The organism is Staphylococcus sp. HMSC06C11 (assembly GCF_001808345.1).
GTDB lineage: Bacteria > Bacillota > Bacilli > Staphylococcales > Staphylococcaceae > Staphylococcus > Staphylococcus capitis.
Window position 1 is genome coordinate 13,917 of the sequence record NZ_KV793046.1, and the last position, 19,563, is coordinate 33,479.

Annotated in this window: 15 protein-coding genes and 2 pseudogenes; 9 read left to right on the forward strand and 8 right to left on the reverse strand. The window is 34.5% G+C overall.

Translation table 11 applies throughout. The annotated features are described in order from the left end of the window. Positions 1-224: 224 nt before the first annotated feature. Together HMPREF3154_RS08190 and HMPREF3154_RS08195 are read right to left on the reverse strand one after the other, a co-directional pair. Entirely contained in the window at positions 225-746 is a 522-nt protein-coding gene (locus tag HMPREF3154_RS08190) for an immunodominant staphylococcal antigen IsaB family protein (protein ID WP_002436274.1), read from the reverse strand. Between the two features lie 62 nt (positions 747-808). Further along, positions 809-1,351, reverse strand: coding sequence for an immunodominant staphylococcal antigen IsaB family protein (locus HMPREF3154_RS08195; protein ID WP_023351002.1), 543 nt, complete (start codon positions 1,349-1,351; stop codon positions 809-811). A 267-nt stretch (positions 1,352-1,618) separates the two neighbouring features. Here HMPREF3154_RS08195 and HMPREF3154_RS08200 point away from each other — a divergent pair, with 267 nt between their 5' ends. Further along, on the forward strand, positions 1,619-2,179 hold the full coding sequence (locus HMPREF3154_RS08200; RefSeq protein WP_030062675.1) for a hypothetical protein: 561 nt from the start codon (positions 1,619-1,621) through the stop codon (positions 2,177-2,179). Between the two features lie 51 nt (positions 2,180-2,230). On the opposite strand, the gene HMPREF3154_RS08205 is transcribed toward HMPREF3154_RS08200, so the two are convergent. Further along, complete coding sequence (locus tag HMPREF3154_RS08205) at positions 2,231-3,010, reverse strand: (S)-acetoin forming diacetyl reductase (protein ID WP_030062676.1); 780 nt, start codon at positions 3,008-3,010, stop codon at positions 2,231-2,233. A 167-nt stretch (positions 3,011-3,177) separates the two neighbouring features. On the opposite strand from HMPREF3154_RS08205, the gene HMPREF3154_RS08210 reads away from it, so the two are divergent. From HMPREF3154_RS08210 to HMPREF3154_RS11675, 3 genes and pseudogenes are all read left to right on the forward strand, one after another. Continuing rightward, entirely contained in the window at positions 3,178-3,537 is a 360-nt protein-coding gene (locus HMPREF3154_RS08210; protein WP_030062677.1) for a hypothetical protein, read from the forward strand. A gap of 162 nt (positions 3,538-3,699) precedes the next feature. Continuing rightward, the gene (locus HMPREF3154_RS11435; protein ID WP_121909925.1) at positions 3,700-3,798 is read left to right on the forward strand and encodes a type I toxin-antitoxin system Fst family toxin; all 99 of its coding nucleotides are present in this window, start codon (positions 3,700-3,702) and stop codon (positions 3,796-3,798) included. 115 nt (positions 3,799-3,913) lie between these two features. Then, a pseudogene (locus tag HMPREF3154_RS11675) lies at positions 3,914-4,000 on the forward strand (recombinase family protein); the annotation flags it as partial. A 42-nt stretch (positions 4,001-4,042) separates the two neighbouring features. Here the strand turns inward: HMPREF3154_RS11675 and HMPREF3154_RS08215 are convergent. Next, positions 4,043-4,762 (reverse strand): annotated as a pseudogene (locus HMPREF3154_RS08215) (MFS transporter); the annotation flags it as partial. Between the two features lie 348 nt (positions 4,763-5,110). On the opposite strand from HMPREF3154_RS08215, the gene HMPREF3154_RS08220 reads away from it, so the two are divergent. The 3 genes from HMPREF3154_RS08220 to manA all read left to right on the forward strand — a co-directional run bounded on the left by HMPREF3154_RS08220 (position 5,111) and on the right by manA (position 9,993). Next, entirely contained in the window at positions 5,111-6,988 is a 1,878-nt protein-coding gene (locus HMPREF3154_RS08220; RefSeq protein ID WP_030062679.1) for a BglG family transcription antiterminator, read from the forward strand. Between the two features lie 79 nt (positions 6,989-7,067). Beyond that, positions 7,068-9,044, forward strand: coding sequence for a fructose-specific PTS transporter subunit EIIC (locus tag HMPREF3154_RS08225; protein ID WP_070474621.1), 1,977 nt, complete (start codon positions 7,068-7,070; stop codon positions 9,042-9,044). Between the two features lie 13 nt (positions 9,045-9,057). After that, positions 9,058-9,993, forward strand: coding sequence for a mannose-6-phosphate isomerase, class I (gene manA, locus HMPREF3154_RS08230; protein ID WP_030062681.1), 936 nt, complete (start codon positions 9,058-9,060; stop codon positions 9,991-9,993). A gap of 67 nt (positions 9,994-10,060) precedes the next feature. Here manA and HMPREF3154_RS08235 read toward each other — a convergent pair whose 3' ends face one another. After that, positions 10,061-12,913: a YhgE/Pip domain-containing protein gene (locus HMPREF3154_RS08235; RefSeq protein WP_070474624.1), complete on the reverse strand. Its 2,853-nt coding sequence runs from the start codon at positions 12,911-12,913 to the stop codon at positions 10,061-10,063. A gap of 292 nt (positions 12,914-13,205) precedes the next feature. Here HMPREF3154_RS08235 and HMPREF3154_RS08240 point away from each other — a divergent pair, with 292 nt between their 5' ends. Continuing rightward, entirely contained in the window at positions 13,206-15,302 is a 2,097-nt protein-coding gene (locus HMPREF3154_RS08240; protein WP_030062683.1) for an amidase domain-containing protein, read from the forward strand. 165 nt (positions 15,303-15,467) lie between these two features. Here HMPREF3154_RS08240 and HMPREF3154_RS08245 read toward each other — a convergent pair whose 3' ends face one another. Further along, the gene (locus HMPREF3154_RS08245) at positions 15,468-16,028 is read right to left on the reverse strand and encodes a cysteine hydrolase family protein (RefSeq protein WP_030062684.1); all 561 of its coding nucleotides are present in this window, start codon (positions 16,026-16,028) and stop codon (positions 15,468-15,470) included. Between the two features lie 151 nt (positions 16,029-16,179). Then, positions 16,180-18,144 carry a Rad2 family DNA repair protein gene (locus HMPREF3154_RS08250; protein ID WP_030062685.1) on the reverse strand — a complete coding sequence of 655 codons (1,965 nt, stop codon included), beginning with the start codon at positions 18,142-18,144 and terminating at the stop codon, positions 16,180-16,182. 251 nt (positions 18,145-18,395) lie between these two features. On the opposite strand from HMPREF3154_RS08250, the gene HMPREF3154_RS08255 reads away from it, so the two are divergent. Beyond that, positions 18,396-18,824 carry an organic hydroperoxide resistance protein gene (locus tag HMPREF3154_RS08255; RefSeq protein WP_030062686.1) on the forward strand — a complete coding sequence of 143 codons (429 nt, stop codon included), beginning with the start codon at positions 18,396-18,398 and terminating at the stop codon, positions 18,822-18,824. Between the two features lie 98 nt (positions 18,825-18,922). Here HMPREF3154_RS08255 and HMPREF3154_RS08260 read toward each other — a convergent pair whose 3' ends face one another. After that, complete coding sequence (locus HMPREF3154_RS08260; RefSeq protein ID WP_030062687.1) at positions 18,923-19,540, reverse strand: metallophosphoesterase; 618 nt, start codon at positions 19,538-19,540, stop codon at positions 18,923-18,925. Positions 19,541-19,563: the final 23 nt, after the last annotated feature.

The window sequence follows — 19,563 nt, forward strand, 5'->3', positions numbered from 1 at the left end:
CCCTACTCTAATTTTATAGATTTGAATAAATATTTCTCCACTAAATAAAAAAGAGTGGCACAGAAATATAATTTGTCAAAATTAATTTCTTTGTACCACTCCGGCAAGGATGACTAAGATTGAAAGAAGCTTAGCATAAGTGCACTTTCAATTCAGATATCTACTGCCAATATGTTAATTAAGGTTGAGACAATTATCTATGTTACAGCCTCCACCTATAAATCTTATTTACTTGGTGTAGAAAGTGAGTAGCCAATCGTCACTGCTACGACACGACTATTATCTACTACAAACAATACACCTAAACCTTTACCTGAAGGTGTATAACAAAAAATACCGCCATCCTTGTTTTTATTATGACTTTTCTTAATTAAATCTTTGCCATAAGCTTTTTTCAGCTGATTTAAGGTTAAATCTTTAGTCACAGTAAATTGGACTTGTTTAGCCTTAATCCCATCATTTGCGACACCTTCGAAATGTTGATCATACTTATCGACCATTTTAGTACCAGTCGAATGTGTCAATTTAATTCCATTAAATGTCACATTATTACTCTTAACGGCTTTAATAAATTGCTCTTTAATTAAGAATGATCCATTTCCTTTAACGTAACCTTGATACGTATAGTAATGTGAGTTTGTAGCTTGAGCAATGCCATTAACTGGTGAAGCCGTAGAAACACCCACTCCTACTAATGTTCCCATTGCGATAGTTGATGCTACAAATACTTTAGTTAGTTTTCTCATGATAAGCTATCTCTTTTCTAAATTTAATGTTGCTTGTTCATTACGTATTAATAAATGATTAGCTAGAATTTTTCTCCAGTCACACCTAGTGTTCCGATTGTAATTTTAGTTACTTTATTATTCTTAGTAGTAAATGATATACCATAGTGTTTATTTCCTGGGCTATAAGCATACGTTTTAGTGCCTTTGTGCTTGTTAGGTAAAGCTCTCAAACCTTTACCATAAGCTTCTTTAAGTTGTTTCACAGATAGATGACTTGTAACTTTAAACTCTACGCTACCTGCTCTCGTTTTCTTAGTATTAACTCCACTAAAGCTTTGGTCATATTTCTTAACCGTGCCTTTATATTTGTTCACATGATTTTTACCAGTTGTGTAAGGAATTTTAATTCCATTCATTCTAAAAGTGTCATACTTTAACGAATTAATAAATAGTTGGTTTAAAACAAATGAGGCATGATTACCAGCATATCCTGTAAATGAGTAGTAAGGTGCTGTTGCTGCATGGGCTTGATTCACTGGTGGCGTATCTGTTGAAAGGCCAACTCCAAATACTGTTCCGGCTGCTAACATTGACGATAAGATTACTTTTGTAGTTCTGTTCATAAATGGATCTCTCCTCTGTTTTTATTGGAATCGCTATTTATGTACAACAAAGACGGGATATTACGATTCAATTACAATATTACAATGCGATTACATAAAGTGCAAATTTTTCTTTAATGTTTTTTATTACATTCTTGTAATTTTTTATATTTTCAAAAATAATTGGTATGATATATGTAACTTATTATTTCAAAATAGTTCTACTTATGACCCGAAAACGATTATAATAGAATACAGAAAAATTTAATAAGGACGGAGGACAACCATTTGAAAAAGATATTAGCAAGCATCGTAGTGATCCTTCTTGTCGCTGCATTAAGCTTCTCAATTTATGCAGCAATGACGCATGAAAGCAAATCTTCTAATACAGACTCAAATAAAGACAATCAAAAAACTGAAGAGAAACATAAGAAGAAAAATAAATCTAATCAAGACAGCGATCAATATAATGGAAATAATAACGCTAACCAAAGCCAAGAAAATGCGCAATCAGAACCAGCATCTGGCACATATAACGGAAACTCTAATATCAATCATTCCAACAACACAACTAAGCAACCTAGCAATAATCAGTATCAAAACGATAAACAACAAACCAAAACAAACGAAACTAAAGATAAACCATCTAAGAACAACTACAAACCAAGCACGCAAAATAACACGAGCAATAATAACTACAATAACCATTCACAACAAAATAGTCAGAACTCTACACAACCATCAACATCAGAGAAACCTAACAACCAGCAATCTAGCTCACAAAACTCTGAAAACAAACCAAGTAACCAACAAAACAATAACAACAGCACACAAAATAAACACGAGTAATAAAAAAACGTTTATGCAAACAGATGTATGCATAAACGTTTTTATTTTTTATTAATGGAATCTCATACCACCATCAACAATGATAGTTTGTCCTGTAATATAGTCTGAATCACTACTTGCTAAGAAGCTGACAACGTTAGCCACATCTTCCGGTTTTGAAAGACGTTTTAAAGTGATTTGATCAGTGAACTGTTTCCAACCCCACTCTTCGGGTTGATTGTTCTCTTTAGCTAATTTTATTGCAATACCTTCCATCATTGGTGTTTCAACAATACCAGGTGCATACGCATTAACTGTAATACCTTTATCAGCTAAATCACGAGCAGCAACTTGTGTTAAACCTCTAACAGCAAATTTAGTACTACTATATAAAGATAATCCCGCATTACCCTCTACACCAGCTTGAGAAGTAGCATTAATAATTTTACCGCCATGACCTAACTTATTAAATTGTTCTAATGCAGCTTGTATTCCCCAGAATACGCCACCTAGATTGACTCCAATAACTTGATCAAATTGTTCAGGTGTCACTGTATCAATTGGCGTCATTGGACCTAAACCTGCATTGTTAACTAATACATTAAACTCTCCAAAGTGCTCGACCACTTTTCTTAATACTGAAAAGACTTCATCACGATTTGAGACATCAGCTTTAAAGGCAATTGCCTCTTGTTCATTTGTAGTTAAAGATGACGCAGCATTTTTAGCACCTTCTTCATTGTAATCAACTATGGCTAAATTAAATCCATCTTTAAATAAACGTTCAGCAATTTTCAAACCAATACCTTGAGCCGCTCCAGTAACAACAGCTACTTTTTTAGAATTACTCATCCAAATCACTCCTATAGATAATATATTCAATTATTATATTATCACTAAGATATAAGAATGATTTGTAGAGATTGTGAATACTTATTTAAATTTTATATCTTATTTGGCAATTACATATACTTATGAGTTATCATAAATTATAAATAATTTTAAAAAGGTGTTTAACGTTGAAAAAGTTAATTTATATCGCTCTTGTAATTATAGTAGTAGCCATTTGTTATATGATTCTAAATTTCTTATTTTTTGATAAATGGGTTATGTATTCCAGTGAAAAACAATTAAATACCTCTATTAAAAATAAAGATACTAAAAACTTAAAAGAAATTGCTAAAGATAATAAAACTTATCAATTTCTAAAAAGCCAAGATAAAGTTTCTATTAATGGACAATCAGATAATCAAGGTAGCGGTCATATAGGTTATTATCAAGTGAATATTAATGACAAACTAGCTACTCTAACTGTTAAAATTAAGTATGCATTACTACCAGAAAAACCAAAAATAAAATCAGTAGAATTAAATGACTAACTAACAAAAAGACTCTAATACATATCAAATTGTACTAGAGTCTTTTTAGTTAACATAAATGACTTATCGGAAGTTAACTCTCATCGTATATTCGGGGATGATATAATATATAGGTCGCCTATCCCTCAGGCGTCAATTTGACGTAGAGAGGAGGTGTATAGAGTGATGCTTATTTTCGTTCACATCATAGCACCAGTCATCAGTGGCTGTGCCATTGCGTTTTTTACTCATTGGCTAAGTAAACGCAATAAAAATAGGTGACATATAGCCACACCAACAAAAATCCCCTCACTACTCGCAATAGTGGGGGATTGGTGTATAAGTGAATACTTATTTTCGTTACCTAAATTATAACACTGGTGAGTGAAGAAATGCAAAAAGTGTGTATAAAGGACGTCCTATATTATACTCACCTAATGCGAAAAATCCTCAAAAACGTATTGTCTATCATAGAGTTGTAGAGAAGACTATTTTTTAATTCCCATACTACAAACAAACTAAATAGTATGATAAAAGTTATTAAATTCCCATAAACGAGTAAACTTTTAATAGAATTATGAGACCATGCAGTTAGACTGATTAATAAACAAAATATAGATAGAAATAACAATATATTTCCTCGCAAATCTAGGTGAATAGATGTACTTCTATTTTCTTTAATATTTCTCTTCAATATTAAACAGCCAACTAACCCTACTACGATAAAGGGAATATTCATCCAAAATATCCATCTCCAACTTCCTAAAGAGAGTAAACTCCCTCCTACACTAGGTCCTAAAACTGGTCCTATTCCTAAAAGTATACTTAGCGTTCCTAGGGCCGATCCTTGTCTATCTTCAGGAATACTAGTTGTAATAATAGCAGTGGCAGTGCCTTGCAACATTGCTGCTCCGATGCCTTGCAAACCTCGAAATGTGATCAATTGGATAATATTACTTGAAAAACCACATAAAATTGAAGCTATTAAAAACACAATAAGCCCGATACTATAGATATTTATTCGACTAAATTTGTCACTCAATCTTCCAAATATGATAATCGTTCCCGTCAATAATAAAGTATATAAAGTGACACTCCATGTTATCAATGATGTATCAACATTAAATGATTTCGATAAAGTAGGTAATGCAACGTTAATAATCCCACTATCTAAGGTAGATAAAAACATTCCTATGCCTGCGGTAAAAACAACTAAATAATCAAAATATTTAGAAGAAATGTTCAACTATAATACCTCCTCATCTAACTAATTTACTCATACCCATATAACATTTTGCTTAACAATATAATGAAGAAACTGTTATTTGAGCAAGTCAATTAAAATTAATGTTTGATGGGAGTAGTTGTTGAGTCAATTGTTCTAATGTAATGATTTAAATTTGGAAGTTCGTTGTCTTGAATATCGGAGACTTGGAGTCTATTAATTGTTTGATTACAATGATCGATAATTTCGTACTTAATTCTTCAAAGTTGATTATCATACCTACTTGCCTATCTCCTCGCTAACAAGTAAACTTTGATTGTGGAGTAAGCGTTTTCCTAATCAAACTTTGTGGGAGAAGTGAGATGGACTATGATAAACAGACAGATTAAACTCATTCAACTCTTAATCAATAACGCTCAAACGTACATTAGCGGGAATGAAGTTTCGGCTTATTTAAATGTGTCTAATCGCACAGTTAGGAATGATATTAAAGTTATTAATTCTACATTCATTGATAATCTTATAGTGAGTGTTAAATCTAGAGGCTATCAATTAAATTTAGATGCATATTCTATTAGTTTTATTGAGGGACAATTAAATGACAGTATTCTTAAAGAGAGAAAGTTATTAATTACGATTGCTTATAAATTATTGATGGATCATCATACATATACTTTGAGTGAGCTTGCATCACATTTTCATCTATCAAAGGCAGATGTACTCGATTGTGTCACACGTATCCAAACTTGGTGTGAAAAATTTGATGTCACCATCACTTTGAAAAGGAAACAAGGCATCATTATCGATGCTAGTGGTTCGGATTTAAGTAATGCGGTTCTTCATCTGAATCAACTCTCTTCGAATGAAATTAAAGTGGAAGATTTGATTCTGCAAGAATTACCACAGGGACATATTCAGCGTATTCATCATATTATTAAGAAACATATTCAAGCTTCCGAGCTTCAAACGTCAGATAATCAAGTGCGACAATTACTTGTGCATTTAATCTTAATTATTAAGCGCTCTAACTCTGAGGAGTTAGATTGGGAGTCGAATCCAACTTCTCTAGCCATAGCACGACAGTGTATTAAAGATATTAATCAACAACTAGGTTACCAGCTAACTGATGAAACGAGTCAATTGTTTTCTTTCTTCATTAGTTATCATTTCAATCAATTTGATTTAAGCTTCCAACAACTCTTTATTCAAAGTTATATTCAACGGTTAATACAATTGATGGAAACGAATGTAGATATTCCTTTTTCTAAAGATTCAATTCTAAAAGAAAATATTTATACGCACTTTAGTCGTACCTACTTACGATTAATGCGCAATGTTTACCTCAACAATCCGCTGACATCTGAAATCAAACAACTCTATCCTTTTATCTTTAACACGCTTTACGATGTAATTCATCAGTTATCTAAAGACACTGACATACAACTTAGCGAAGATGAAATTGCCTTTTTGACGATTCATTTTCAATCATCAATTGAACGACAAATGCACTCGACCATTAACGTCGTCATTGTGTGCTATTACGGCTTAGGGGTTTCAACTTTATTAGCTGAAAGAATTAAGAAATTAAGTCCTTCAATATCAATTGTTGATACATTGAAACTTGAAGATGTTGAGACATATGACTTTGCGCAAGTGGATTTACTCATCACAACGCATGATATCGACTTAAGTCACAAACGTTCATCACACCTTCCGAAAGTGATTCAGGTGTCGCCATTATTTTCGAAAGATGATGAACGCCAAGTTGAACATGTAATTAAAACGTTTAAAAACCCAACGTTACAAAGAGATGCCCTGTCACCAATAGAATTTGTGGTTGAGTCCGACATCGAACAAGATGAACCTTCCATTGCACTCTCAATCTTTAAGAGAACTCAAGAGATTCTAGAAGAACATCAAACGACTTTAGACGGTTACATTGAATCTGCGATGGAACGCGAACGTCAGTCTTCAACTTTCATAGGCAATGGTATGGCGATTCCTCACGGTAATCCTGAGAAGGTGCTGAAATCTCATGTGATTGTCTATAAATTCAAGCACCCCATTCCTTGGAAACAACATGATGTGAAGTTAGTATTCTTCCTAGCGATTGCGAAGAAGGATGCGCAAATGATGAAAAATATGATTCAGTCACTAGCCCAACTTGATGAACATACGGTTGATCAGTGGTGTATGATGGAGAACCATGACTTTAAAAATAAGTTAATCGCTCAAATTCGAGAATAATTGCCACAAATAACGGCAATTATTCTTTTTTATATAGCATTGAATACGCTTACACTTTAAATAAAGGAGAGTGAAAGCGATGAAAATACTTGCTATAACATCATGTCCGAACGGTATCGCTCATACATATATGGCTCAAGAAAAGTTAGAACAAGCTGCTAAAGAAATGGGCGTAGATATCAAAGTAGAAACACAAGGCGGTGTAGGTGCTGAAAACATTTTAACTGCCAAAGAAATTAAAGAAGCAGACGGCATCATTATCGCTGCTGATAGACAAGTTGATCTTTCACGTTTTAATGGTAAACGCCTCATTAATGAGAACGTGCGTGAAGGTATCCATCATCCAAAACAATTAATTCAACGTATCATTGATCAAGACGCCCGTATCTATCATGGAAATGATTCAGAAACTCACAGCCACAATTCTGAAGAAGATAATGAACATAAAAGTGGCATGCAAATGGTCTATCAACACTTAATGAATGGTGTCTCTTTCATGGTGCCATTCATCGTTGTAGGTGGATTGCTGATGGCCATTGCTTTAACTATAGGTGGCGAAGCGACTTCTAAAGGCCTCGTCATTCCAGAGCATTCATTCTGGAAATCAATTGAAAATATTGGAAGCTTATCTTTTAAATTTATGGTTCCAATTCTAGCCGGTTATATTGCCGTAAGTATTGCTGATAAACCCGGACTTGTTCCAGGTATGATTGGTGGAGCTATCGCTGCTGACGGAAGTCTCTATGGCAGTACTGCAGGTGCTGGTTTCTTAGGTGGTATTGTTGCCGGTTTCTTAGCTGGTTATATCGCTAAATGGATTAAGCAAATTAAAGTTCCTAAAGCGATGGCACCGATTATGCCAATTATTATCATACCTATTATTTCTTCACTTATCGTAGGACTGATATTTATCTTTGTCATCGGTGCTCCGATTTCAAGTATCTTTGCTGCATTGACGACATGGTTAAAAGGTATGCAAGGCGCAAACATTATTATTCTAGCGTTGATTATCGGCGCTATGATTGCCTTCGATATGGGTGGTCCGATTAACAAAGTTGCCTTTCTCTTCGGTTCTGCATTAATTGCTGAAGGTAACTATGCAGTGATGGGAATGGTTGCTGTAGCAGTATGTACGCCTCCAATCGGTTTAGGCTTAGCCACATTTATTCAAAAACATAAGTTTAATAAAGCTGAACAAGAAATGGGTAAAGCCTCATTTACAATGGGTCTCTTCGGTATCACTGAAGGTGCGATACCTTTCGCTGCCCAAGACCCACTTAGAACGATTCCAGCTAATATGATTGGTGCTATGGTAGCATCTGTCATCGCCGCGCTGGGAGGTGTTGGAGATAGAGTTGCCCACGGTGGTCCAGTTGTAGCAGTACTTGGCGGTATTGATAAGGTCCTTTGGTTCTTTATCGCTGTCATTATCGGTAGTTTAGTCACAATGATGACGGTTTTAATTTTCAAGAGACATACACCTGTGAATGAAGTGAATTCACACGAGACTGACCCTACCCTTGAAAATGATTCTACATCAGCAAACGATACAACAACACAAAGTAATGTAGCAACGACTGCTCCACAAAGTGAGCCTACAAATGAAAGTAAAGAACATGAAGTATTTGCCGAGAATATTATTGAAATATCAAATACTGAACTTACGCGTGACAATGCGATTGATACTCTTATTTCTAAATTAAATGAACATCACTATATCTCTAATGTTGAAGAAGTTAAAGAAGCTATTCATAAGCGAGAAGCAGAGTCAACTACTGCCATTGGTATGAATGTGGCGATTCCTCATGCGAAATCAAGTGCAGTCAATCAACCTGCCGTAGCTGTTATGCAAAATAGAAAAGGCATTCAGTGGGAAAGCCTTGATGGTTCATTACCGCAATTGGTCTTCCTTATCGCTGTGCCAAATGACAGTAATGATACGCATTTAAGATTATTGCAACGCTTATCAAAAGCTTTAATGCATGATGATACAAGAGACAACCTCGTGCATGCTCAAGATAAAAATGAAATTTACAACATTTTAAAAGAGATATAAAGGAGTGTAAGATATGGTATTGTTTCTTAAGCCTGTATTTCAAGAGCGCATTTGGGGTGGCAATGCTTTAACTCAGTTTGGTTACGATATTCCAAGTGATCAAACTGGCGAATGTTGGGCTATTTCAGCACATCAGAACGGACCTAATGTCATTGAAAATGGCAAACATCAAGGTAAGACGTTAGATGAGGTATGGGAAGAAGATCGTGCGTTATTCGATAACGATTCTAGAACACACTTCCCGCTTCTAACTAAAATTCTAGACGCTCATGATCAACTTTCAGTACAGGTTCATCCTAATGATGACTATGCACTTAAACATGAAGGTGAATATGGTAAGACAGAGTGTTGGTATATTCTTGATGCAGAACCTGGCTCAGAAATCATCTATGGTGTAGAAGCACAAACAAAAGAAGAATTAGAACAACTCATTGATAATAAAGACTTCGACCATTTATTTACTCATGTTCCAGTTCAACCTGGCGACTTCTATTATGTTCCTGCTGGTACAGTACATGCGATAGGTTCAGGCATCCTCATCTTAGAGACACAGCAATCTTCTGATACCACATATCGTATTTATGATTACGATAGAAAAGATAAAAATGGCAACACACGTGAATTACATTTAGAACAAAGTAAAGAGGTTATCGATATTTCTAATCGACAGCCGAATACTTCTCCACATACTAAAGAGATTGATGGTAACACTTATACGCAATTTGTGTCGAATACGTTCTTCACAGTAGAGAAATGGGATGTTTCTGAACATCTAACTTTAACGAAACCTCATCCGTATTGTTTAGTATCAGTCATTGAAGGTGATGGTCAATTAACAGTTGATGACGAAACATTCACTGTTCAAAAAGGTACGCATTTTATTTTAACAACAGAAGATAAAGCAATTCAGTTTAATGGACACATGGATCTAATTATAAGCCATCCTTAAATAAGCATTGCTTATAACTAAAATAATCCCTCGAATTGAATCTTACAATTCGAGGGATTTTAGTATATTATTCAGTTACTTTACTTTCTGCTGCACGTTTAGCAATTTTACGCATAATTGGATCCATCACAGGTTTCATACATATACCGAATATAATAAATCCGAGGCCGAACAATGTGAGTACGACAACTTTAGTAATTAATATTTCAGGTACAATACCACCTACAGTTTCACGTAAGGCGTCAATGGCATAAGTGAAAGGCAGATATGGTGAAATGGTTTGGAAGAACTGTGGTGTCGTTTGAATTGGGAATGTTCCTCCACCCCCTGCGATTTGTAATACGAGCAAGATAATCGCTACAGCTTTACCTGGATTACCTAACATGGACACGCATGTATAGATGATTGAGTTAAATACGAGTGAACTAAATACAGCGATGGTTACGAATAAGACTGGTGATTCCACCGCCGCTTTAAGTATCACTAGGTCACCTATCGACACGATAAGTGCTTGAATGATACCTAAGAGGAAGAAGAAACCAGCTTTACCCATATAGATTTGTCGTGCTGTTAATATAGGTCGCAAATGTTCATGTTTGTTATCTACTGAAAGTAAACTTACCATTAATAAGCCACCTACCCATATTGATAACGCTGTATAGAATGGTGTCATTCCTGAACCATAATCTTTCACTGGGAAGACATCCGTAGTCTTTTTATTAATTGGATTTGCAATCGTGTCTGCTTGCTTTTTCAAATCATTCTTTAATGTGTCTATAAGTTTATCGATAGCATCATCTTTGTCTAGTTTCTTGAAGACTTTATCTGCTTTTTTAAGATCCTTCTCAACGTCTGGCAATTTATTCTGTGCGAAGTCAGCTAGTGAAGCTAAACCTTCTTTCGCGCGTGGTTGATTCTCATTTAATAAATTAACAGCGTTGTCATATCGATTAAATAATGCCGGTAAATTTTGGTTTACTGATTGAGTGACATTGGCTAATTCTTGTTCCAATTGTGGTAAGTCATTGCGCACGAAACTAGCGGCTTGTGCAACATCTTTCTTCACAGTTGGGAAGTAAGCTTGAGCAGTTTTCATGGCATTGATGTAAGTTTGTTCAATACCAGGTAAAGTGCTTTGTATTGTATCAATACGTTCTTTACCATCACTTAAGATATCTTGACCTGCATTAATCACTTGGTTGATTGAGTTCAATTTCGATTGAATTGTAGATAAAGTATTCTGACCTTTATTTAATTGATCTGTAATTTCGTTTGAAACAGCTAATAAATTTTTGTTTAGTTCATTTTTAATATATGAACGGAAGTTATCAAGATTATCACTCAGTTTTGGCAGTCCACGAAGTACTTTTACTGCTTCAGACTGGCCTGAACTACCATTTGATAAAGCATCAATTAATTGATTAGTTGTTCGTAAACTATCATTAATTTGGTTATTCGCCTTTTTAATATGTTTAATTTCTGATGATAAATCTACATCTTCACTTTTCTCTAGTTCTGAAAGAATATCGATCATTTGTTGATTATATTTAGTAGCATTTTCCAATCGAGATTTAATATTCTCAAGTGGTTCTTTAAATTGTGTAGGTTTATCTGATGCGATAATACCATATGCCATGTTCTTCAACGCTTTAATATCTTGTTGAGTGGCTTGAGCTTGTTTGTCTGTCTGATTTGATAATGATAATAACGATTCTGCTAAGGCGGTGTTCATTGATTTAATGTCGTTTTGTGTTAAATCTGAATCATTGTTAGATGAATCACCCATCGTACTCATTTGACTGGTCTTTATATTAGAGTAACTATGCCCTAAATCTTTATGGCTTTGGGTAGCACTTTGTTGCTGTGTCGTTGTCTGATTGTTTAAATCTTTATTCACAGCACCATTCACTTCTTGTGCTCTACCGGCAGCTTCTTGATAGTCTTTCACACGCTGCTTCGCTTGAGTTAAATATCCTTGTGCGTCGTTTAATTGACTACTTGCTGCATCAATGCCTTCACTAGCAATGTCTACACCTTTATTAATCTTAGGAAATTGTGCTGGCACATCATTCGAAGCTACATTGAGTAGTCGTTCGATATTCGGCATATAATCATTAAGTGCTAGGATGAGTTTCGCCTTCTCATTTAAAGCGGGAACAGCGGAATTGACTGCATTGAGTTTATCTTGAGCATCAGTAATATTAGCCTTATATTTACCTAAATCACTAAATTTATTCGCATATTGATCTAACTCGTCTTGATGATTGTTAAGATAAATAACTTTGTCAGCGAAGTCGTTTATCTTAGGTAATGCATCATTCGCTTGATATACCGCATTTTTAATCTTATTGATTGTCGGCACATTGTCTTCTAATGTTAGACCGACTTTATTTGCTTCAGTTAACAATGCTTTCGTAACTGTTTTATTAAATTGCTCATTGGCTTTCTCTACAACGAGCGATGAACCTGTATCTGTCAGTTTCGCTGCTACGGCATTAATTTTTTGGTTCACTTTGAAATTAACGTCTGCTTTTTGCGGATGCTTTCTTAAGGTGCCAGTAACTTGATGTGTAAACTTACTTGGTATGTATATACCGGCATAGTACTTACCCATCTTAATTTCATGGTCTGCTTTTTCTCTGCTAACAAATTGCCAATCGAAACTGTCATTGTTCTTTAACGATTTGACCATTGTATCGCCGACGTTAATTTTTTTACCTCGAACTTTGTCACCACTGTCTTCATTTACTACTGCTACTTTAATATGGCCTGTATTACCATACGGATCCCACATCGCCCATAAATTGAACCATGCATAGAACGAAGGTAGAATAGCTAGACCTGCTAAGATCACCCAAACACCCGGCGTTTTCGCTACCCTCTTCAAATCCGTGATAAAGAGTTTTAGTGCGTTCTTCATATTCACACTCCTATTGAGAAGGTCTTTAATATTCATTCTTTATAATAACTCTATTTTTATTTTTGAAAATGACTCCCCCATCATTACTTGATCATTGAGGAGATACTTCTATTATTTTATAAAATTTCTAGGAAAGTAATTTATTTTTACAAGTAAGATTTGTATAATAAATGTATTAAGGCGCATTACGTTTCGTTGATAGATATCAACAATATAAGTCATAAGTTAAATTATACCAAATTCTCAATTATTATCACACCAAAATTAAACTTTTCGAGGGAGAAAAAATGTGATGTCGAAAAACAAATTGTTAATTTATTTACTATCAACTACGTTGGTATTTCCAACATTCACTACCCCTACGGCCGTTGCGAAAGATAATACAGATGACATGAATCAACAAACAAAGGTAACTCATAAAAGTTCACAGTCGAAAGAAGATAAACAAGAGCAAACTGATAGCAATCAACGTGCGCACCAAGCTGAAAAAGCTTCTTCTGAGAAATCTCCTTCTAAAGAGAACGGTAAATCTTCTAAAACGCATAAAAAAGATAATGATGTTAAAGCGGATAAAAACAAAGCATCCAATCAGTCAGATCAGAATTCTAACCAGCCGCATCAAACTACAACAGCAGTTACTGATCAAAATAAGCAAAAAAATACAAATTTAGTTGACCAATTTTACCATAACGTTGCTCAAAGTCAGTCTCATATGAACGACCTGTTAAAACCTGATAAATATGATGATAGCTTTAGTTTAACTACATTAATTCAAAATCTTTTTAACTTTGATTCTAATATTTCAAATTATGAACAGTCAGACGATCATACAAGTCAATCACCTTCCACTTCAAATAGAGATGATTCTACTGATAGTGATAACAATGATTCTAAAGAGGTAACATCGAATAAAAATACTAATTCAGACATTCCTTCTGAAGGAAGTCATTCCTCTCATTCTGAAGATCAATCACATCAAAGTAGTACATCATCTTCTAAAGCAGAAACAGATGATTCAAAGGTGAGTGACGCATTATCTCAATGGGAACAAGACGATGATAAAAATACTTCCCAGTCACAAGGTCAATCGTCTCAACAAGATGAATCTAAACAGTCATCAAATCAAACGCATCAATCATCTTCTAATCAAACAACATCACATTCATCAAGTGACAACAACCACTCAAGCGTATCTGATTCAGCACTAGATACCATTCTTGATGAATACAGTGAAGATGCTAAGAAGACCCAATCTAATTATGAGCAGAAATCTAAACATCAGAAGAACACATCGCAGTCTTCTCAAAATAATAATCCGCAACTACCTACAGAGAATGAATTGAAACATAAATCTAAACCGGTTCAATCGTTTGAGAATGATATTAAAAAATCTAATACGCGTTCAACAAGTTTATTCCAACAAGTACCACAAATTGAAGATGGCAAAGTGTCAGACGATAACTTTAATGTGGTAGACAGCCAAGATACTCGTAAATTTATTAAATCGATTGCTAAAGATGCACATAAAATTGGCCAAAAAGAAAAGATTTATGCCTCTGTTATGATGGCTCAAGCTATCTTGGAATCTGACTCAGGTAAAAGTAGTCTAGCTCAATCACCTAACTATAATTTATTCGGTGTTAAAGGCAGTTATAATGGGGAATCTGTGAACTTCAATACACTAGAGGCTGGTAGCGATAACCAAATGTTTAGTATAAACGCTGGATTCCGTAAATATCCTAATTTGAAATCTTCACTCCAAGATTATGCTGACTTAATTAAAAATGGTATTGAAGGCAATCCTACAATTTATAAACCTACTTGGAAGAGCGAAGCATTAACATATAAAGAGGCAACGTCACACTTATCACATTCTTATGCGACAGATCCGAATTATGCTAAAAAGTTAAATAGTATCATTAAACATTACAATTTAACTGCATTTGATAAAAAACGTATGCCAAATCTGAAAAAATATACTCAATCAATTGGAACAGAAACTTCAGGAAGTGATTTCAAACCATTTGTTGAAGCTAGTGGATCTTCTCCATATCCACAAGGACAATGTACGTGGTATGTTTATCAACGTATGCAACAATATGACTCATCTATTTCTGGTGATTTAGGTGATGCACACAATTGGAACAATCACGCTGAAAGAGAAGGTTACACTGTAACACAGTCACCTAAAAACCATACTGCTGTTGTCTTCGAAGCTGGCCAACTTGGTGCAGATACACAATATGGTCATGTTGGTTTCGTTGAAAAAGTCAACGACGATGGTTCAATTGTGATTTCAGAATCTAATGTTAAAGGTCTTGGCGTTATTTCATACAGAACCATTGATGCAGAAGATGCCAATGATTTAGATTATATTCAAGGAAAATAATAAGAGTTACTCAAGATAGCATGTCTCTTCATAGAGCTTGCTATCTTTTTTATTTTCCAGGAAATAGTTGAGTTTGATGTGTATTTAAAATAATCCCTCCATAAACAATGTTTACGGAGGGATTGCTCAATTTGTATTTCATCGTTATATAAGGATGTTACTTTACTATAAATGGTTTCTCCATGATTCGACTGATTCTATTTCGCATGAACGATTTAAAATTTGTTCTATTATGAAATCATGCTTATCATCTGAACGATCTCCCACAGCATCTTCTAAAACTGTGATTTGATAATCTTTATCTGCAGCTTCAAGTGCGGTACTTAGCACCACTCCACTTGTCGAAATACCTGTTAAAACAAGGTGATTAATTTGATTCGCATTCAAGAAGACCTCTAAACCACTACCTGTAAACGCACTAAAACGTCGTTTAGTCATGATTGGTTCATCCTCTGCAGGTTCTAATTCCTCAAGAATTTGTGCAAACGCATCATCCTCTGTCATGGATATACCGCGTTGTTTAAAACTTGAGAACACACGATTATGAGGTGAAACGTCTGCAAAGTTTTTCTCTAATGCAACACGCATAAAGACTACCGGAATTTGGTGTGCGCGTGCTGCTTCTATTGCACGTTGATTTGCTTTAATTAAACTATTAATTTGTGGCACATTATTTGCGATACCTTTTTGCATATCCATCACTAATAGAGCTGTTTGATTTGTCATAGTCATACTCCTTTAACTCTTTTTTCATGAACAGTTTCTACATTATAACGATATGAGATACTCATTCTCCAATTATTTATATTTATTTCCATTGAAAAGTCACCCAAACATTTTAACAATTTTAAGACGTCCGGGTGACTAAATTTATTAATTATGATGCATGATGTTTCTTACGGCGACTTACCCAAATCAACGTGCTTCCAATCACTAAAGCAATGATTGCAAATGGTAAAACACTCAATTTAAGAACTTTACCTGCAGCTGGTAAAGAGATATTGCCGTCGTCATTTAATATTCCACTCAATAAGCCATCACCTGAACCTAATGATAAATTGTTCTCTGGGGATGGTGTATCCATATTACCAATACCATCTAGTATAGAATCTTTAGAGTTTAAATTATCTAATATACCTGATCCATTTGTTAAACCTGCGAGTTGGTTTAATATATCAGCGAGTTGACTACTGTTGTGATGATTACCATGGATTCTATCAAGTAATGATGGGCGATCTTTTATTGGTGATAAAATATAATTTAAATCACCTTTAGCTCGTTTAACACGATTTTGAAGTTGCAATAAGTCATTTGCTTTACCATTTAAAGCGGATTGTATCAGTTGTAACGCATCTGTTTTATCATTTTGAATACGTGTAATGACACTTGCTAAAATTTTCGCTTTATCTTGATTCAATCGTGTCGCTAATATCGTTTCGATTGCTTCTTTTTTATTTTTAGCATTATTTAATACGCCATTTAAAATATCATCTGCTGTTGCGTGACCATTTTTATCAAAATAGTGTTTTAATTGATCAACAATTTGAGATTGACTAAAGTGACCATTGGCTAATTTCTTTGCTATTTGAGAAGCTTCATTGTTTCCTAGTCGCGTAGATAATAGTTCTTTAATCAATTTTTCTTTATTATGTGATTGATCCAACATTGATTTAAGAATATCATCACTTGAAGTAGTGGCAACGCCATCAATCTGCTTCGCGATTTGATTAGCAATGTCTTTATCAGATTGACCTTTAATTTTAATGTTTTTCAATGCACGTTGAGCTTCATTGTTACTCATGATGCTATGAAGTATATTTTCAGTGGTCTTAGCTTTATCTTTATCATTTTTAAGTTGATTTAATATCGCGTTTTGTTGTCCATCAAGTTTTTGATGCGCTCGATCAATTTCACGTTTTAATTTTTGCTTATTATCGTCGGATAAATGGTTATCTTCCTTAACTTTGCTTTCTAAAGCACCTAAATCATTCAATTTACGACTTAGATAGTTCTCATTATTATCATTTTGTCGTGATTGTCTCTGTGCAAGCGCATGTGTGATTTTATCACTACCTTGTAAGTCCTTAGTGATTTTTCCAATCGTATCCTCAGCATTATCCCTATTTTGATTAGCTTCTGATTTTAGTGTTGCTATATCATGCTCAATTTGATTTTGACGCTCTTTGTTATCAGATTGATTTGAAGTCTTTTTATCACTTTGACTCGTACTAGAACTTTCATTTGAGCGGAGAGAATCCACATCATCTTTGATAGAGTCTAATTTCTTGAAAATGGTCGTATCATTCGCCTGTGCTTTAGTATCATTGTCTTTAGCTTCTGTATTCTGTGTATCTTCTTTATGAATAGCGTCTTTATTGGGATGGTCTTCATTTACACCATTGTTTTGTTGATAGTTATCAACATTATTAGAAATGGCATCCAAATCTTCTAAAAATTGATCTAACTCCTTAGACGCTTTTGAATTGTTGTTACTATCATTAGAGACCGTTGAATTTACTAACTTTTCATTATGTTGTCTCGCATCTTCAATAATAGCATCTATTTTAGAGTCATCTTTGGCACGATCTATACGAGTTTGATAATCTTTGATATCTTCTTTTGATAAGTCTTTTAAGTGATTTAATTTATCTTTAGCTTCTTTAATGTGTTTACTTAAAGAATGATTTTGATCTTGCGATTGTGTCATCGTACGAGATGTCTCTGTAGAATCTGCGTGTGTATTGTGGGTAAATCCATAACCAATGATTGTCCCGCTGACAAGTAGTGCTGTACATGAGATTTTTAAATATCCGCTAAGTTGGTGTACACGTGTTCTCTTCATATATTTACTCTCCTTCTATAGATTTTCCAATTACTCAATTCAATGCCATTATATACCATTTTACATAAAGATACACTTATCATTTTTATTACACTCTTTTAGATTTCTGTAGATTATTTAAAAATAATATTAAATATAAAATCACATTTCTTGTAAGTTTGACTTAAATGGTATTATACTTCGTTATAACCTTGATTAGTTAAACAAAATATCTAATCAAGCGTAATCAAATAAGGTAAGGAGTTCTCAAAATGGCAAAACCTTTATATACTACGACAATGATTTCAAATGGTGGCCGTGATGGTCGCGTATTTAGCCCTGATAATACATTCGTTCAAAATCTAGCCACACCTAAAGAAATGGGTGGTCAAGGTGGTAATGACACGAACCCTGAACAATTATTTGCTGCTGGATATAGTGCATGCTTTAACAGTGCTTTATCATTAATTTTATCTCAAAACAAAGTAAACGATGCTAACCCAGAAGTAGAAATCACTATTGAATTAATTAAAGATGACACTGACAATGGCTTTAAACTTGCGGCAGATATCAAAGTAACACTTGAAAATATCTCACAAGAAGACGCTGAAAAATATGTAGAACAAGCTCATCAATTCTGTCCTTATTCTAAAGCAACACGAGGTAACATCGACGTGCAATTAGAAGTAACAGCACAATAAAAAATACGGTAAAGCCAAGCCATTAAAAAATACGGTAAAGCCAAGCCATTAAAAAATCCCCTTACTATCACCAGTAGTAAGGGGATTCTTTGTTTATCCTACTTTAATTTAACGCGACGCTCTTGAATTTTAGCATCATCATCAGAAACCTTCACAGAATATTGTTTCTGCGATGTTAAATCTAGTAATGTTAAGTATTGATTATGACCTGCGCCAGTATCAATATCTATGACACGAGGTTCAATATGAATGTGATCTTTCTTATATCCTAATCTATAATTCGGCACATGACCGTGAACAATAACTTTATTTTTAGGTAAGAAGTGGTTTAAATTTTCTGGAGCATGGCCTGTAACAACTGCTCTTGATTGTTTGCGCATCGACTTACTTGTATCAATTCCTGCATGTACAAAAATATATTGACCAATGACTTTATAATATGGAAGTTCGTTGATAAATTGATGCCACTGTATCGCTGGTTTGTCTTTACGTTCGAGCCATCTTAATTCATGATTCCCCACTAACGCGATAGCCCCGTCGTTTACTAATTGTTTTACAAATTTTAATGTCCCCACTGAATCTGGACCATTATTGACATAGTCTCCGATAAGTACTAGTTGGTCATCTTTTGCATCATAGTGAGCTGCTTTCAGCAATCGCGCTAGAGACTTACCATGCCCATGAATGTCCGATACTGCTAATAATCTTTTAGGCATCTGTGCATCACGCTCCTCTCACT

What these genes read in the sequence shown, in the direction of transcription:
- HMPREF3154_RS08190 (WP_002436274.1), bottom strand. Translation starts at nt 746, where the DNA reads ATGAGAAAACTAACTAAAGTATTTGTAGCATCAACTATCGCAATGGGA.
- HMPREF3154_RS08195 (WP_023351002.1), bottom strand. Translation starts at nt 1,351, where the DNA reads ATGAACAGAACTACAAAAGTAATCTTATCGTCAATGTTAGCAGCCGGA.
- HMPREF3154_RS08205 (WP_030062676.1), bottom strand. Translation starts at nt 3,010, where the DNA reads ATGAGTAATTCTAAAAAAGTAGCTGTTGTTACTGGAGCGGCTCAAGGT.
- HMPREF3154_RS08220 (WP_030062679.1), top strand. Translation starts at nt 5,111, where the DNA reads ATGATAAACAGACAGATTAAACTCATTCAACTCTTAATCAATAACGCT.
- HMPREF3154_RS08225 (WP_070474621.1), top strand. Translation starts at nt 7,068, where the DNA reads ATGAAAATACTTGCTATAACATCATGTCCGAACGGTATCGCTCATACA.
- manA (WP_030062681.1), top strand. Translation starts at nt 9,058, where the DNA reads ATGGTATTGTTTCTTAAGCCTGTATTTCAAGAGCGCATTTGGGGTGGC.
- HMPREF3154_RS08235 (WP_070474624.1), bottom strand. Translation starts at nt 12,913, where the DNA reads ATGAAGAACGCACTAAAACTCTTTATCACGGATTTGAAGAGGGTAGCG.
- HMPREF3154_RS08240 (WP_030062683.1), top strand. Translation starts at nt 13,206, where the DNA reads ATGTCGAAAAACAAATTGTTAATTTATTTACTATCAACTACGTTGGTA.
- HMPREF3154_RS08245 (WP_030062684.1), bottom strand. Translation starts at nt 16,028, where the DNA reads ATGACAAATCAAACAGCTCTATTAGTGATGGATATGCAAAAAGGTATC.
- HMPREF3154_RS08250 (WP_030062685.1), bottom strand. Translation starts at nt 18,144, where the DNA reads ATGAAGAGAACACGTGTACACCAACTTAGCGGATATTTAAAAATCTCA.
- HMPREF3154_RS08255 (WP_030062686.1), top strand. Translation starts at nt 18,396, where the DNA reads ATGGCAAAACCTTTATATACTACGACAATGATTTCAAATGGTGGCCGT.
- HMPREF3154_RS08260 (WP_030062687.1), bottom strand. Translation starts at nt 19,540, where the DNA reads ATGCCTAAAAGATTATTAGCAGTATCGGACATTCATGGGCATGGTAAG.